Raw genomic sequence first — 14,353 nt, 5'->3', positions numbered from 1 at the left:
GCCAGCCCGCTCAGAGATGTGTATAAGAGACAGGTCTTTCTGGGCGAAGTCGATGGTGAACGCATCGGTGTCGGTCCCATCCACCGCGCCCTCACTGTTGAAGATGCTCTCGATGTTGATCGTGACATCGACAGTCTCGGGGACGTCCACCCCATCCGTCCGTCGGGGCGATCTCGTTGCTGGTCCATCACCCTCTTCGAGCACCTGGATCTCAGTTCGACCGGAGACGGCCAACGTCGGGCGCCCGTTGTACCGATCTGGCTCACCGTCGATGATCCGCACTCGGTCACCCTCGTGGAGGATCGTCTCCTCGTAGGAGTTGTTCCAGACCGTGACCTTGCACTGTTGCCCGGAGCCATCATCGACCAGCCCGACCTGCTGTTGACTCGCGGGATCGTTCGGTTCCCACAGGGTGACGACTTCGCCCTCGATGGTTGCATCCCACTGCCACTTCGAGACGTTCGCGATGTACTGACGCTGGCCCGAGATGGGCTTCGTACTGCCAACGTGCTCATCGGCTGCGAGGATCGCCTCGTTCAGCTCGTCGCCAGCGGCGACGCGCTCGGCGATGTCCGTGGCGATGCGATGCGTCTTCGGGCATGCTTCGGCGTACTGCTCTCGGATGCGCTTGGCCTCCGTGTAGATCTCCCCGGCGACCTCCTTCGAGGTGCGCTCTCGGGGATGGGGCTTCGACGCCTCGGCCGCCATCTCCTCTCGCACTTCCCCGACCGTCGTCCCGCGAGGGTCGGGGAGCCACGACTGAGCCAGCCGCTTGGTGGCCGCTGCAGTGGCCTGCTCGGGCTCCTCGCCGCGCTCGTGCGCGGCGTGAGCTCGGTCGTGGTGTCGATCGAACTCGGCTTCGACGCCGGCTGCACGCTCTTCCTGTTCGAGTGTCCGACTCTGGTCGTCGAAGGCACACGTCCAGTCGTAGGGATCGTCACCCGTATCGGCGAAGTCGAAGTTGCCCATGTAGACGACGTTCTCACCCTGCTCGGTCTCGATGTCGAGCTCGCGCTGTTTGGAGGTCACCGTCGGCTGACCGCTCTCGGTGGCACCCACCTGAGCGAGGATTTCGTCCGATGCGACCTGTGACGCAACCGGGCTGGTGACGCCGCCCGCATCGTCCTCGCGCACGTCGAGGGCGATGTTGTCTCGACCGAGGCCGCTCTCACCCTCGCGCTGAGTCACGCTCGTTGGTGCCGTGAACGTGTCTCCCGGCGTCACGTGCTCGTTCGTCGCCTCGTTCCCCCGCTCTCTGAACCGCGTCGCACACCGCTCCGTACCCGCTTCCGCGTCCACACCGTTCTCGTTTTCATCCTGTGCGACCGCAACCGTCTTACCGCTCTGAGTTCTAGAACTCATTGGATTTGGGCTGAGGGCTTCATCCCCCCTCACCGCTGCTTGTGCGGGAGAGGCGTCGCTGTCCGCTGTATCGACGACGTTCATCTCTCGAAACCCTCACCCCTTCGGGGGGCCCGATAAATGGGGCTTCGTACACACCTGTCTTCCGTCCTCTTGGACGAGACAAAACTGACCAGAGAGAGTTGTAAAAACCCCTACTAACAGATCGTATCGGAAGGAGCATCCTTGGAAATAGACGGTCATGGACAGCTGGTGCGGTAGTGGTACGGTCGCGGTCGCGGTAGCAGTACGGAGTAGTCTGGCAGCGGTACGGTGGCGGTTACGGTACGGTAGCGGTAGCAGTAGCAGTAGCGGTCGTGGTCCGGTAGCGGTTGCGGTCTGGCAACGGTCGCGGTAGCAGCCGCGGTACGGTCGCGATCGTGCTGAACGCGCGTGAGGAACGCGCGCGATGCGTTTTTCGGTTGCGGTGCGGTCGTGATGGACAGGAGGCTGTAGTGTGGAAGCAGCGTGGCACGCATGTGCCACGCGTCGCGGTTGCGGGGCGGACACACCGTCCGGCCGTGGTCGCACACCAAAAAAGCCGGGACGGCGCTACTGGTCGTCGACGAGCCCGAGGTACGTGCCGCACTTACAGCTTCGGTGGAGATGGATGCCGTCGAGGTATTCGTTCTGGAGTTTCGATGGGTGATCGCAGTAGGCTTGGACGGTGTCGCCGAGTTCGGCGTAGCCAGCGTCGAGGAGCTCTTCGTCCATTGGCTGGTTGCTGTGCGACCGAACGCTCAGTCGTTGTTCGATCGGTGAGTCAGAGTCGGTGATGTGCTGTCGGTAGCGTTGGCGAACGGAGTTGATGATGACGTCTGTCAGTGTCTGGGAACTGGTCGCGTGTCGTCGAATGCGATCGGTGATGGAATCCATTGGTCTGGAATTAGAGCGGGTAGCCACATTCGCCGCACTGGGCGAGAACCGGGACTGTGTTGCTGGGATCGGCGTGGTCGACGCGCTGTTCGTGGATGATTGGGTCGCCGGTGTGCCCGCAGTTGGGGCATGTTTCGCCATCTGTGCGTCCGTCGGCACGGCTGTAGGAACTCATCTCTCCGAACACCTCACCCCTTCGGGGTGTGCGACAAATGGGCTGGCGTACACACCGGTCTTCGTCGATCTGCTGGGCTCGGTGGTGCGACACGGATGAGGAGAGGAGCTGAGCTGAACTGAGTTGTGATGAGACGAGGCGATTGGGACGGCTGAGACGGTCCGGTGTCCGGAGCAGGGTTGGGACGACCGGAGGGAGTCCCAACCCGATGCGGTGCGGTGCTGTGCTGTGCGGGCGCAGACATGGGAAAAAGGGGGCTATCAGCTGCGTCGATATGAGCAGCCGTCGGTGATTTCTGAGCAGTATTCGGCGATGGCTGTGTATTCTGGATCGGGATGGGGCCGTCGGTGTGCGAACCGGGGGTTTCGCCGTAGTTCGAAGATGAGGTCACCGCCACAGTGTGGACAGTGGCCGTCTTTGGTGTACACTGCCGTATCGTCGTCGATTAGTTCGCACTCGTCGATGTCGACGAGTCCGTATCGGGGGATCTCTGCGACCCCGCCCCATTGTTCCCGTGCGTTTTCGAGGCGGGCTTTCTTTTGCGGCGCGCATTCGAAGTCTGGGTGGTGCAGGCTGGTGCAGTCGCCGCAGTGGATCATGCCTTTCGAGCAGTTCGAACACCACCAGCCTTGGTACAGCGTCGTTGCGAATTCGGTCCCGTGTTCGCGGATGACGTCGTAGTCCATCTCGTCGCCGCAGTCGGGGCAGTTGCGTGTCTGTTCGTCCGTCGGTGGCTGAGTGCTGGCCATCTTCCGAACACCTCACCCCTTCGGGGTGTGCGACAAATGGGGCTTCGTACACACCTGCCATCCGTCCGTTACTCTCTGTGGATACACGATCAGTGTCTGCAAAGCACGTCGTGGACACAGGAAGCCTCGGGGCTTGACCCCGAGGCAGTTCATTGCTGCCCGTCTGTGTTCCACGCGACTGAGCCGAATTCGGGGAGTGATACGTCGCGGGGTGTAGCGTCTCGACTGTCGAGGTAGGCTCCGCACTCACAGAGGATGTGGACGAATTCACCATCCAGTCGCTCGTGCTGTTTTCGGGGTGGATGGTCGCAGATCAGCTGGGCTTGGCATGGCCAGTTTTCAATATCAGATTTTGAGAGTGTTTCTGTCGAGTGGATGTGTGATGACGATGCGTCCTGGGTCGTGGCGAGTGCTGTGATGCTACTGAGAAGTGCGGTGAGTTTCATTGTCAGTTTCCCCATCCCTCTGGGGATGACAAATCAGCCGGTTCGATCCTCTGGGAAGTGGTCCAAATCAACTTCTCGATATCCCTGGTATCAATCTACCAGTTTTGAGAGAGATACGTCGGATTGCAGCCATGGCTACCTAGGTGAATATGGTCGTGATGCGGAGGCTGTTCTGGGCTCGAGTGAGGCTGTTTGCTGGTCGGTTGTGTTGTTGCTGATCGTGATTGTTCGTGGGGTCGTTGCTGTCGGTGTTGTTTCCTGGTCAGTACGGTGATCGGTTGCTGAGTGCGGTCTGTTGTGAGCTGCAGTTGGAGTTCGATGACTGTTTGGTGTGGATGCTGATGGTTCTGGAGGTTCGGTTGGAGTGTCGTTGCTAAGGGTGTGCTGAGTGACTGAGTACTGTGGGTGTGAGGTGATGGTCGTATGTGAGGATTGCGGAGGTAGCCCTCTACCTCCCGACATATTGTTTCACCCCTGGTTTTCCCTCCTGTCTTATCGACCCTCGGCTGAAAGCCTCGGCCAACGGCCACCCCCCCATCTATATTAGTTGGTTTTCGCCTGTCCACCCACCCCCATAACGAGTAAAATCGCATGACGTGACGGCCGGACAGACGATTTTGAACTATGAAAAGACAAATTTTAATCAAGAATCGCCTGTCCACCCACGCCCTCTTGCGGTTTGTGTCAGATATTCGGATGAATGAGAATCGCCTGTTCGGATTCGGTTAAAATCGCCTGTCCACCGGTTCCGTATGGCGATTTGGAGTGATTCCTCCAAAAGTAGAATTTGGTGTGGTTCATCGGTCGGATCGTCTATACACCTCAGAATAAAAGAAAGAGGTAGAGTCTATCTGGAAACGATGTCGACACCAACATAGACTGTAGTTTTGTCACCGTCAATCCGTTTTCGCTCTGACTCGAATTCAAAACCAACCTCTCTCTTCAGCGAGCGTGTGAACTGACTTCGGTTCCGAGTTTCGAATTGATACTCATCTGTGTACCTCTCGTATTGATCGTAAATTTCGTCAGTTGGAGTGACAGTATCCTTTCCCTCAACAAGATAAGTAGCGGCAAATGCAGCCACCCCCTCGTCCGGATCTCGGAGTTCTTCGTCGGGGGTTTTTTCCGATCCATCTACGTTATTCATAGATGTCTCGCTTTCAGTACCAGATTTTTGACTATTATCGTCAATCCCAGTGTCAGTGACTGACTTGTTTGCATCCGAATCTGGATTCTCATTTACTGCCGATTCTTGCTCGGATGGTTTGTTCTCTCCGTCCTCTGATTGGGTGGAAGAAGGCGAGGATACCGTGGTTGATTCAATAGATCTGTCGGTTAATGTATCGAGTGAATGTGTCGCACCATCTCTGTAAACGACTGGCGCTTTCGTATCATCTTCTGGAAGGATAACGATGTGATAGTCGTCGTGATCGAACTCGGGATTCGGCAGATCGATCTCGGGAATGAATGGCCGTTTCACTTCGATCCACCTGTCCCTGAGTGATTCACGGTCGGGGTACGTCAGTTTCCCGCCGTTGTCTTTGATCACTGTGTAGCTGCCGTCGGTTTCGTTATAGTGCGCAACGCCGGGGAACTCTCGCATTGCACCCACCTCATCAAGACTCGATAGCGTGGCGTGCTCGACGTTCAACGAGTCCGTCAACACTAGCTCTTCGCCTTTCTGGGTCCAGAGCGATAGCCGACCTTCGCTTGTCGCCTCCCGGACTGCACGCCCGCCGTTGAACCTGAGCGGATCGCCGGTCGTGTACAACGCGACATCGCCGCTTTCCTCGACGATGTTTTTCACCGGCGGGTTGAGGATACCTTCGACACGGTTTGCCCAATACTCGAAGTCTTTGTCGTCTTCGCCCGGTTCGACGACGAACACTGGCTGATGGCCGTCTTCTTGGGCCCGTCGCAGATTTTCCAGCACCCTCCCCGGGTTGTCTGGTGTCGTCGTCTCGGCCTCAATGGCGTAGGTCTCCTCGTCATCCGGGTGGAATGCTTGTGCATCACCCATATCGCTCCGGTCCTGCTCGAACACTTGAACGTGATAGCCGCGGGCCGACAGCGCGGTATGCATACGCTCAAGCGCCGAGTCGTGGTCTTCCCCACCTGACGCCTGGACCGATCCCGTCTCGATGGTAACGGTGTTTTCACCCATCGCAGTCAGTCTCACGACTGGCTGGTGCTCATCACCTAGTTGCATCTCGAACAGCTGTGATTTCTCGCGAACGTTGCTGAGCGTTTCGCGAGATGGTGGTGAGACGTCACCTTCGACACGCTCGAAGTACGCTTCGATTTCGTCGTCAACGTCCTCGGCGGCAATCCACACATTTGCATCCCGGCCCGTTTCCGGCGTTTCATCGCCGTCCTCAGTTACCGAGTTAGCATCGTCTGCTGTGGGTTCATCCAGTGCGGTTTCATCCGGAGAGCCCGGAGAGCCCGGAGAGTCCGGAGAATCTGGAGCATCTGGTTCTGCTGGCATATCGACACGGAGCTGAAGATTGCCGACCACGTGTGCCAGCAACACGTCGAGATTGTTCGTATCCAACCCGACCAAATCCAGAATCTCCTCCGGCGTCTGTTCTTCTGGTGGTCCCTCGTCGTCGACGATCCCGTACTCGTTTTGGGTGTGTTCGTGAACACGCGCCAGCGCTTTCTGGAATCTGGCTTCTTGCTCGTCTGTAAATGAATTCTCGCTTTCCGGGTGCCCTGCCGGTATCTTCATCGGTTGGGCGGTGAACGGTGTCGGCCCGGTTTCACCGAACGTCGGCGACGGTATCTGTACGAGAAGTTCTCCGCGTGGCAGCGCACTGATCACGTTATTCACCTCTTCAGGCTCTAAATTCTCGTGTGACAGCGCTCGTGCCAGATCTTTGTCGACGTTGATCTTCCCCACCAGTTTGGTGCCGATATTGTTCAGCGCATTGAGGTAGACTTTGCGATTGCCTTCCTCTTCGAACTGTTGGGGGAACTGCGTTGCCAGCCCGACACCTAGGTTGAACTCTCGCCCTTTCGACAGCAGCGTATTCATCGTGTCCGATACCACGACCGACGCCGCTTCGTCGATCAAGAGATTAGCAATGTAGTCATCGGATTTTGCCGACTGGTCTTGGTCACGCAACGCGTCGTACAGTTTCGTCAGTATCACTGCCGTCATGATCTGTGCTGACTCCTCGCGAAGATTTCCGAGGTCCAAGAGGATTACCTTGCGCTCGTCGAGCAGGTCACGGAAGCTGAACTGTGGCTCGGTATTGTTGAAGATTTTCCTGAGCCGCTTTGGTTCGGAGATCGTCCCGACGCGGTTCTCGACACCATCGATCACTGCACCGAACATCCGCTCCGTTGATTTGAGACGCCGGTTGATCACGCGCTGAGTTTGCTTATCGCTCGATTGTGGCGCGATGCTGAGATCATTTTCTTCATCTGCCTCCCGAAGTTGATCGATCTCTCGTTCGAGTGCATCGTGGCCGAAGTAGTCGATCGATTCTCGGTACATTCCGTCTTTGTTGCCGTTGCGCAGGCCGTGTTCTTCGTCGTAGAGCGCCTTCACGAGATGCTTGATCAGCGTCGGCCCTGCGGTCGCTTTCTCGTAGCGGTCTTTGCCCATCACAAGCTTGATTATCTCTTCATAGTAGTCCGCCATATACTGGATGGCATCTGTCCGACTCCGACCGTCATCCAACGCTGCCCTGATATCGAAAAACGAGATACCCGGGAGGATATCTGGAATATTGAAGTGCAGGACGTTCTCTTCGAGATCCTCAAACCCGAACCGTGCGGCGTGCGACCGCATGTAGTTCTCCATCAGGTCGCCGCCTTTCGCATCCACGACGAATATTGGCCCATCCGTCGTTTCGTACAGCGAAAGGATGTCGTTATCGAGCGCGACGGACTTCCCCGCACCCGTGATTGCGGTCCGGAGATAGTGTAACGTCAACAACTCCGGTGGGATGCATGTTGGAACATCCTCGGGATTCCCATCGTTGTCCTTTGCGAAGCCGGTAGCGAGACCGGTTCGTAGTTTCCCCATGATATCCTGATGCGGCCGTGGCTGGGGGTTTCGAGCCTCCTGTTCGGCACGTGCTCCCCGCGCCGCTTCCACCGAGAGCTGGTTCGACGGTGGCACTATCAGGAGATTGGCGAGCTCGTCCGGATCGAGGATGAAATCCGGCCGGATTCTCCGGCCGCCGGGCCGGAGTTTGTTACTCGGGAGGCAGTTGTTCCGCGTGCCGCTCTGCTGGCAGATACCCGTCCCAGGGATGAGTCCCGACCCGACCTTCATCGTCCGCTCGCGGAAGCGTTTGAACGACCACTTCGCCGAGAAATTCCCGCGTAACCCTTGCCCGAATCGCTCGCCTTCAATACGGTAAAATTCACCATCGAACATATCGAACGCCGGACAGATCTGATCGAGCTTTTCGTCGAGATCCGGAGGAATACCGTCATCAACCAGTGCGGAAAACGCGCGCACGTTCGTGAAAAACGATTGTTTTGAATTGACCTGATCCAACAGATCCAATCGCATTTGATCATCGCTTCCTTCGTCCGGTCCGACATCGTACTCGATCGATGTGCCGCTCTCGCCCGGACCGGAGTTGTATGATCCTGTCTCGTACGAGGTGGTTGTCCGTGCTTGAATATCCCTTCGGCGTCCCTTTGCCTTGTGTGACCAGTCTTCTTTCGGCCGAAACAGGACCTGGAATGCAAGCGGTTGCGAGGCTTCGGTCAGGTGGTCGATCAACGTTGCCAATGGTGGCTCTGCTTTTACCGGTTCGTCTCTTCCGCGGTCGAGTTCCCCCGATGAAACAGAAGCCGGCGCTTGTTCAGAAAACGGCTTCAGCATCGTCATAGAGTCTTTTTTCTCGGTCACCGCATGCGCCTCCCACCGGACTCCAGCTGGAGTGATCTCGTCGAGCGGCGGCCGAGCGTACACATACTGCTCGTCTCCCGACAGCTGTTCTCCGTCATTGTCCGATTCGTCGGAGACGGCAGCATCAGACCAATCGTTGTCTTCAGATGTGGCTACGTCATTCCTCTCTTCGTGCTCGCTCCCCTGACTATCCGTCTGTGTATCCTCCTGAACAGATTCGGGTTCATCCATCTCAGTCGCGAGCGTCGGGCGCGACAGATGGCTTAACGACCGATCATCTGGTACCGCACTCGGCGGATCAAGCGTCACTGTTCCATCGGGATGGGTGAACGTCTGCGCACCATCCGAGACATCGACACCGCCGTCCGCACTTGCTGCTGATCCACTACCGGACTGTGTCTGTGTCTGCGTGTGTCCGGCGGCACGATCGTCATCTTCGTCCGGATCATAGTACAACTTTCCCTGTTCGAGACGATCGGCGAACTCCGATGCTGGATACTTAACAGGAGGAACGAGTTTGGCGATCAGATCCTCTTCGACCCGTTCGATGTCGAACGACGACGGGTAGATCGACCGTAGTCGTTTCTCCAGCGTATCGAAGGCGTCTTCTCTCGGATCGTCAACCCCGTAGTAGAACTCGACAGGTTCACCCTCCCCTTGCGAAAGCGCAATCAACTCGAACGTCACTGGGGCAGGTGTCATGCTAGAGAACACGTTCAACACCTGCTTCCACGTGCATGAGCGACTTCGCCAGAGTTTGTGAAACGTACTGATCGTCTCCGGAATGTTTCGCGGCGAAAATTCCTCCGAAGTGGGCGTCACCCGAAGGTACTCACGTGTATATCCCATTCAGTTCACCACCATTGGTGTTCTCCCATCCACCTCTGGAGTGACCCGCGCATACGAAACCGACGGCATCGCTCGGTCACCAGCGACAGTGCCAGCGAGACCAGCTGTGTGTGTGTGGATGATCGCATAGGTACTGACCCAACTCTAACCCAATCTCATTGCTCGTACAAATTAAACATAGGGGATAATATCAACACATTCGGTCGAAAGGACTCCAGAACAGAGGACGAGATCGAGGACGAGCCCAACCAGGAGGGCGCAAGCGAAAAGCCCCATCGAATATGTCCGAAAATTACGGGTATAGCGCTCTTTCTGTGGGTTATCGGCGTGAGTGCCATACAGTGCCCCGGCGACGCCACCGATCAATCCCGCGATGATAAACCCCCGAATAATGAGCGGCGCGTACGCAGTGACTGAGAGAGCCACCATCGATGACTGCTCTAACCCCACTCCGATCGATACTGCCTCTCGACCGAGTACCAGCGGGATGCTGAACGGGATGCATCCTCCCGCTACTATCTTCCCACGTGACGCATCTGAAACCATGAGTTCGGTCCTAGGATCCCATTCTACCGACCCTACTTCACATCCATGCTGGTCAGGGGAGTGAGCATCGTTTCTGATCACTGTCTTCAGTCGCGATGACGACGCTCGGTGATGAAAGTGAAAGTCATCTCTCCCCACCGGAAGCAGTTTTCAACAGATTCGCTAGCAGTTGCTCTCGAAGCGTGTCCCGCTCGCGCGACGACAGCTGCAGATCACCATCACCATCGAAGAGATCCGAAACGGCGATGCCAGCGAGCCTGAGATCGTCGACGATATCCTGATGACCATACGAATAGCCATGCGCAGCCAGTTCCTGTGCTTGCTCTTCCAACGGTCGATCATAGGCAGCCTCGAAGAGTTCGCTTGCGTCCCATGACACACCGTCGTCTGCAGGCGACTCCGCTCGAATCGTACAGTTACTCAACTCCCCCTTCTCAGTAATCGTTGCTTCGTAGAGTAGTTCGTGTGTTCCCTGATGTGGGTACACAATCTCATGCTGGTCACACCCTTCGCAGTAGCTGCGATGCAGCCACCAGCTACGCTGAGACGCCTGAGACGACTGGGACCCACTCTCGGTGCCGAGAGTCGTGTCCGAAGCGTAGAGGGCTATCTCTGCCCCCGATGTGATGTTTCCCGAGCAGTAATCACATTCCCCTACCTCTTGATGAGAGCGATTGAATCGCTGAGCAAGCGTGTCGCCGTCAAGCGCGTCCTGATCGCGATCGTGAGAAGCCATGCTGCTTGTTCTCCATCCGACAATTTAATCTTTATCCCGAAGATTTCTATCATCCAATCCCATAACCATAGTATGGATTTCAGCAGCGATCCCATCGTACCACCATCTCGACACCAACACGTCCGTGATGTTCGCCTCCGGGATGGCACCCCCTGATAGAACAATGGGCAAGTACACCCGTCGGCAGTATCTCAAAGCAGGCGCGTTCGGTGTCGCTGGAGCCACGGGCCTGTATATCGTCGGTGCTGGTGGTTTCGGCGGCGGTCCATCGACACCAGACTGCGAGACCACTCCACCAGCCGACCTTGACGCTCCAACCCTCGGCCAATCGAGTTCGGGGCCAACTGTTGTCGAATTCAGCGACTTTTCGTGCCCACACTGTCGGGAGTTTGCGCTCAACGTCATGCCAACGCTTCGCCAGCAGTATCTGCAGTCAAGGAAAATCACCTACCGTCACTACGATTTCCCCATCCCAGTTGACGACTGGTCCCGTCCGGCTGCGAGTGCTGCACGGGAGGTCCAACGCCGGAGTGGCGACACAGCGTTTGCCCGCTATGCGACAGCGCTCTACCGCCACCAAGACGATTTCTCAGACGATCTGTTCGCCAGTCTCGCCGAGGATATCAACATCGCACCAGATCCGGTGCGGAAGGCTGCTCGTGACCAAGCGTACTGCCGCACCATCAACGAGAACATACAGAAAGGCCAGCAGAAGGGCGTTGAAGGCACACCAACGATCTTTGTTAACGAGAAAAAACTCGAAGCTCCGAATACGAAACAGCTCACAGACGCGATCGACCAACACCGATGAAACGAACCAGACACAGTGCGAGACGTACTACAGACTAGATGGCTCTTCGGCGAAGTAGTTGTGTTCTTGTGCCAATTTCACGCTTTCTTCGCCAAACTCATCGAGCGGCTTGTCAGCGGTTCGAGCTGCAATGAACAGATGCTGGATGAGCGGTTCGACAGTCAGCTGCTGATACAGTTCCAAGTCTGCTAATCCTTCCGGGCCAGAATGAACATACTCAATGGGATGCTTAGGTCATGTATCCACCGATGCTTCTCCTTCCGAAGAAACAGAGAACGTTGTGATTTCACCTTCATACGTCAATAGTTGGAACCAAAACGTTGTGAGATCAGATTCATTGAGCAGTGCAATTGCTTGGTCACATCGCTCTTCTATTGATACTGGTTCAGGATACTGGACAGCACCGTCTGGATATTGGTCAGACGGATATAGCTGATTGGCGATGGAAATGAGTTCTTGGACATCTTCGCGGGCAATTTGCATGGGGTCTCTCATATCTCTCAAATCAGAGAAGAACCCGTTATGATGGGCGAATAGCCGTGTTGCTATCTGAGCAATATCGGGATAAATAAGCTCATCGTTGTATCCAGCAAGATGCGCGACTTGATGCAAGGTCGAACGTTCGATTTGGCTTTCTTGATCGCTCATCATCGGCGATCCGTCACCAACAACTTGGAGCCAAAACGCCAACCCATTTTTTTCGTCCAATCGGTCACTGGTTATCGCTTAAGCCCAGAATGAGCGGTGAGTGCGGAAGCTGGTTTGCTGAGTGCTGTGGGATTTCTCAGAAGTAGAGCACGANTCGACCATGCGTTCTAGATTAGCGCCGTGCTCTGTTGCTGTCCGCTGATTGGAGACCGCCGGAGCTACCGGAATGAGAGACCCGGTGGAACGTGTGACCTACGAACCACCGGATTCGGTCGTTGTTGATCGCATCCAAAGAGCGTTTCCCGGTGATGAGTTGCGCGAGCGCGCTCGCGCAACGAATCTCATCCAACGACAGCGCAAGTTCGATGTCGTCGCACTGTTCTACACACTCGCGTTTGGCTTCGGTGCTGGCTCCCAGCGCTCCATCCAAGCGTTCTTCGAACGCTATGTCGAGATGGCTGATCTCACTGAACTCTGCTACTCATCGTTCTACGAGTGGTTTTCGCCCGGATTCGTTGCCCTCCTCNATCCTCGATGACGCCATCGAGGATCTCGATCCCGGCCGAAACCAACTCCGAGGCCGTCTCGAACACTTTCGAGACGTCCTCATCCGCGATGCTACGTTCATCTCGCTCTACAACGACGCAGCTGACGTCTACAGCCTCCGCGAGGATGTTGCTGGAGCGAAGCTCCATCTCACGCAATCGCTCTCGACGGGACTTCCGACTGATTGGCGGACAACAGACGGTTCGACCCACGAAAACAGCCAGATGCCCACCGGCGAGTGGGCATCTGGCGCACTCGTTCTCTTCGACCTCGGTTTCTACGATTTCTGGTTGTTCGACTGGATTGACGGCCACGACGGCTGGTTCGTCTCTCGCGTCAAATCCAACGCTAACTTCGAAATCATCGAACAACTCCAAACACGCCGAGGAAACAGCATCGCGCTCGAAGGCAAGCGGCTGCAGGACGTCATCGACGACCTGCAGCGCAAGGAAATCGATGTCGATATCAAACTCTCCTTCGACCGCAAGCGAGGGTCGTGCCGCAGCACGACCCGAGCGTTCCGTATGGTCGGTCTCCGTGATACGACCGAAGACGAGTATCACCTCTTTTTGACGAATCTCGCCGAAGAGGAGTACAGCGCGCCCGATATCGCACAACTCTATCGGGCGCGCTGGGAGGTAGAGCTTCTATTCAAGGAGCTGAAATCACGTTTCGGTCTCGACGAGATCAACACCACTGACCCGTACCTGATCGAGGCGCTGATTCTCATTGCGGCGATCTCGTTGATGATGAGCCGCGTGATCGTTGACGAACTCCAGAAACTCGACGCACAACAGCGTGAGAGCGACGACGCCGCGGCGTCGTCGACGCGGATTCCACGTGGGCGTGGTTCGACCATCGTTGAACGCCATTCTCACCTGATCCACCTGTACGTGATGCTCGATCTGGGTTACGATCTGCCTGATCTGGATGCGTTGTTGCTGTGGGCATCACGTAACCCGAATCCACATCGACCGAGGTTGTACGAACGGGTCGAATCAGGCGAATTCTGGCCAGAATTCGCCTGATGCTTTCCATGGTCGGGGACGCGTCCCGACCAGCGGCAGCTCTGGGTCGGCGACGCACTCACAGCGGTGAGTGCGCCGCCCCATTCCCTTGGCGACAACATGCTGGCGCAGAAGTGGCAGTCGAATGATCGAGGAACGCTCGATTTTCGCTGCGTCCTGTAACTCACCAAATCAGATGCCGGATCAAGCCGCCACTAATCTAGAACGCATGNGAATGATCGAGGAACGCTCGATTTTCGCTGCGTCCTGTAACTCACCAAATCAGATGCCGGATCAAGCCGCCACTAATCTAGAACGCATGGTTCTTCGACCAGTCTACTCAAGAGCATGGCTTGACCTCACAATACGGTTAGCGGGTCGCTGAGAGTCACTTGGTCAGCGATTCTCTGACGTTCTGTGATTTCTTCGACTGTGTCGCGGAGTTTCCTATCGGCAGTTACCAGGGTAACAGTATCGTTCTGGGCAAGTTCACAAACGAGTGCGGGGATATACTGATCAGCTTTGACCTCGTGCTCCGGTAATGAGTCGTCGGCAATACGCCGTCGCGCTTCGTCAATCACGTCACTGTAAACTTCATGTTTCGCTCTTGTGTAGCGTAGCGGAACCGAGTCACGGAGATTACGGCATCCCGCCGACAGCAGTCGTACATGACCAATGAACGCGCTG

10 protein-coding genes and 1 pseudogene are annotated in these 14,353 nt (G+C 56.4%); 2 read left to right on the top strand and 9 right to left on the bottom strand.

Annotated elements, in window-relative coordinates; all coding sequences use genetic code 11:
- The 6 genes from C451_RS02940 to C451_RS02915 all read right to left on the bottom strand — a co-directional run.
- On the bottom strand, positions 1 to 1,362 hold a 1,362-nt coding region (locus tag C451_RS02940), incomplete at its 3' end, for an SOSS complex subunit B family protein (protein ID WP_007737518.1).
- 591 nt (positions 1,363 to 1,953) lie between these two features.
- Positions 1,954 to 2,115, bottom strand: coding sequence for a hypothetical protein (locus tag C451_RS22460; protein WP_161605825.1), 162 nt, complete (start codon positions 2,113 to 2,115; stop codon positions 1,954 to 1,956).
- Positions 2,116 to 2,287: 172 nt separating this feature from the next.
- The gene (locus tag C451_RS22455) at positions 2,288 to 2,452 is read right to left on the bottom strand and encodes a hypothetical protein (protein ID WP_161605824.1); all 165 of its coding nucleotides are present in this window, start codon (positions 2,450 to 2,452) and stop codon (positions 2,288 to 2,290) included.
- Positions 2,453 to 2,712: 260 nt separating this feature from the next.
- A complete protein-coding gene (locus C451_RS02930) occupies positions 2,713 to 3,201 on the bottom strand; it encodes a hypothetical protein (protein WP_007737515.1) in 489 nt (162 codons plus the stop codon).
- 1,293 nt (positions 3,202 to 4,494) lie between these two features.
- Positions 4,495 to 9,225: a primase-like DNA-binding domain-containing protein gene (locus tag C451_RS02925; RefSeq protein ID WP_007737514.1), complete on the bottom strand. Its 4,731-nt coding sequence runs from the start codon at positions 9,223 to 9,225 to the stop codon at positions 4,495 to 4,497.
- Between the two features lie 817 nt (positions 9,226 to 10,042).
- Positions 10,043 to 10,654, bottom strand: coding sequence for a hypothetical protein (locus tag C451_RS02915; protein ID WP_007737511.1), 612 nt, complete (start codon positions 10,652 to 10,654; stop codon positions 10,043 to 10,045).
- A gap of 163 nt (positions 10,655 to 10,817) precedes the next feature.
- Here C451_RS02915 and C451_RS20645 point away from each other — a divergent pair, with 163 nt between their 5' ends.
- Positions 10,818 to 11,465 carry a DsbA family protein gene (locus C451_RS20645; RefSeq protein WP_080503454.1) on the top strand — a complete coding sequence of 216 codons (648 nt, stop codon included), beginning with the start codon at positions 10,818 to 10,820 and terminating at the stop codon, positions 11,463 to 11,465.
- Positions 11,466 to 11,492: 27 nt separating this feature from the next.
- On the opposite strand, the gene C451_RS22450 is transcribed toward C451_RS20645, so the two are convergent.
- A complete protein-coding gene (locus C451_RS22450) occupies positions 11,493 to 11,648 on the bottom strand; it encodes a hypothetical protein (protein ID WP_161605823.1) in 156 nt (51 codons plus the stop codon).
- 51 nt (positions 11,649 to 11,699) lie between these two features.
- Complete coding sequence (locus C451_RS21635; RefSeq protein ID WP_152420363.1) at positions 11,700 to 12,113, bottom strand: hypothetical protein; 414 nt, start codon at positions 12,111 to 12,113, stop codon at positions 11,700 to 11,702.
- 238 nt (positions 12,114 to 12,351) lie between these two features.
- On the opposite strand from C451_RS21635, the pseudogene C451_RS02905 reads away from it, so the two are divergent.
- Positions 12,352 to 13,687, top strand: a pseudogene (locus C451_RS02905) (IS4 family transposase).
- 338 nt (positions 13,688 to 14,025) lie between these two features.
- Here the strand turns inward: C451_RS02905 and C451_RS23245 are convergent.
- Positions 14,026 to 14,353, bottom strand: a 328-nt coding sequence (locus C451_RS23245; RefSeq protein ID WP_007737501.1) for a hypothetical protein, incomplete at its 5' end; no start/stop codon positions are given.

The organism is Halococcus thailandensis JCM 13552 (genome assembly GCF_000336715.1).
In the GTDB taxonomy this organism is placed as follows: Archaea; Halobacteriota; Halobacteria; order Halobacteriales; family Halococcaceae; genus Halococcus; species Halococcus thailandensis.
Note: the sequence above shows the minus strand (reverse complement) of the source record. Positions and strands in the feature narration are given on the sequence as shown.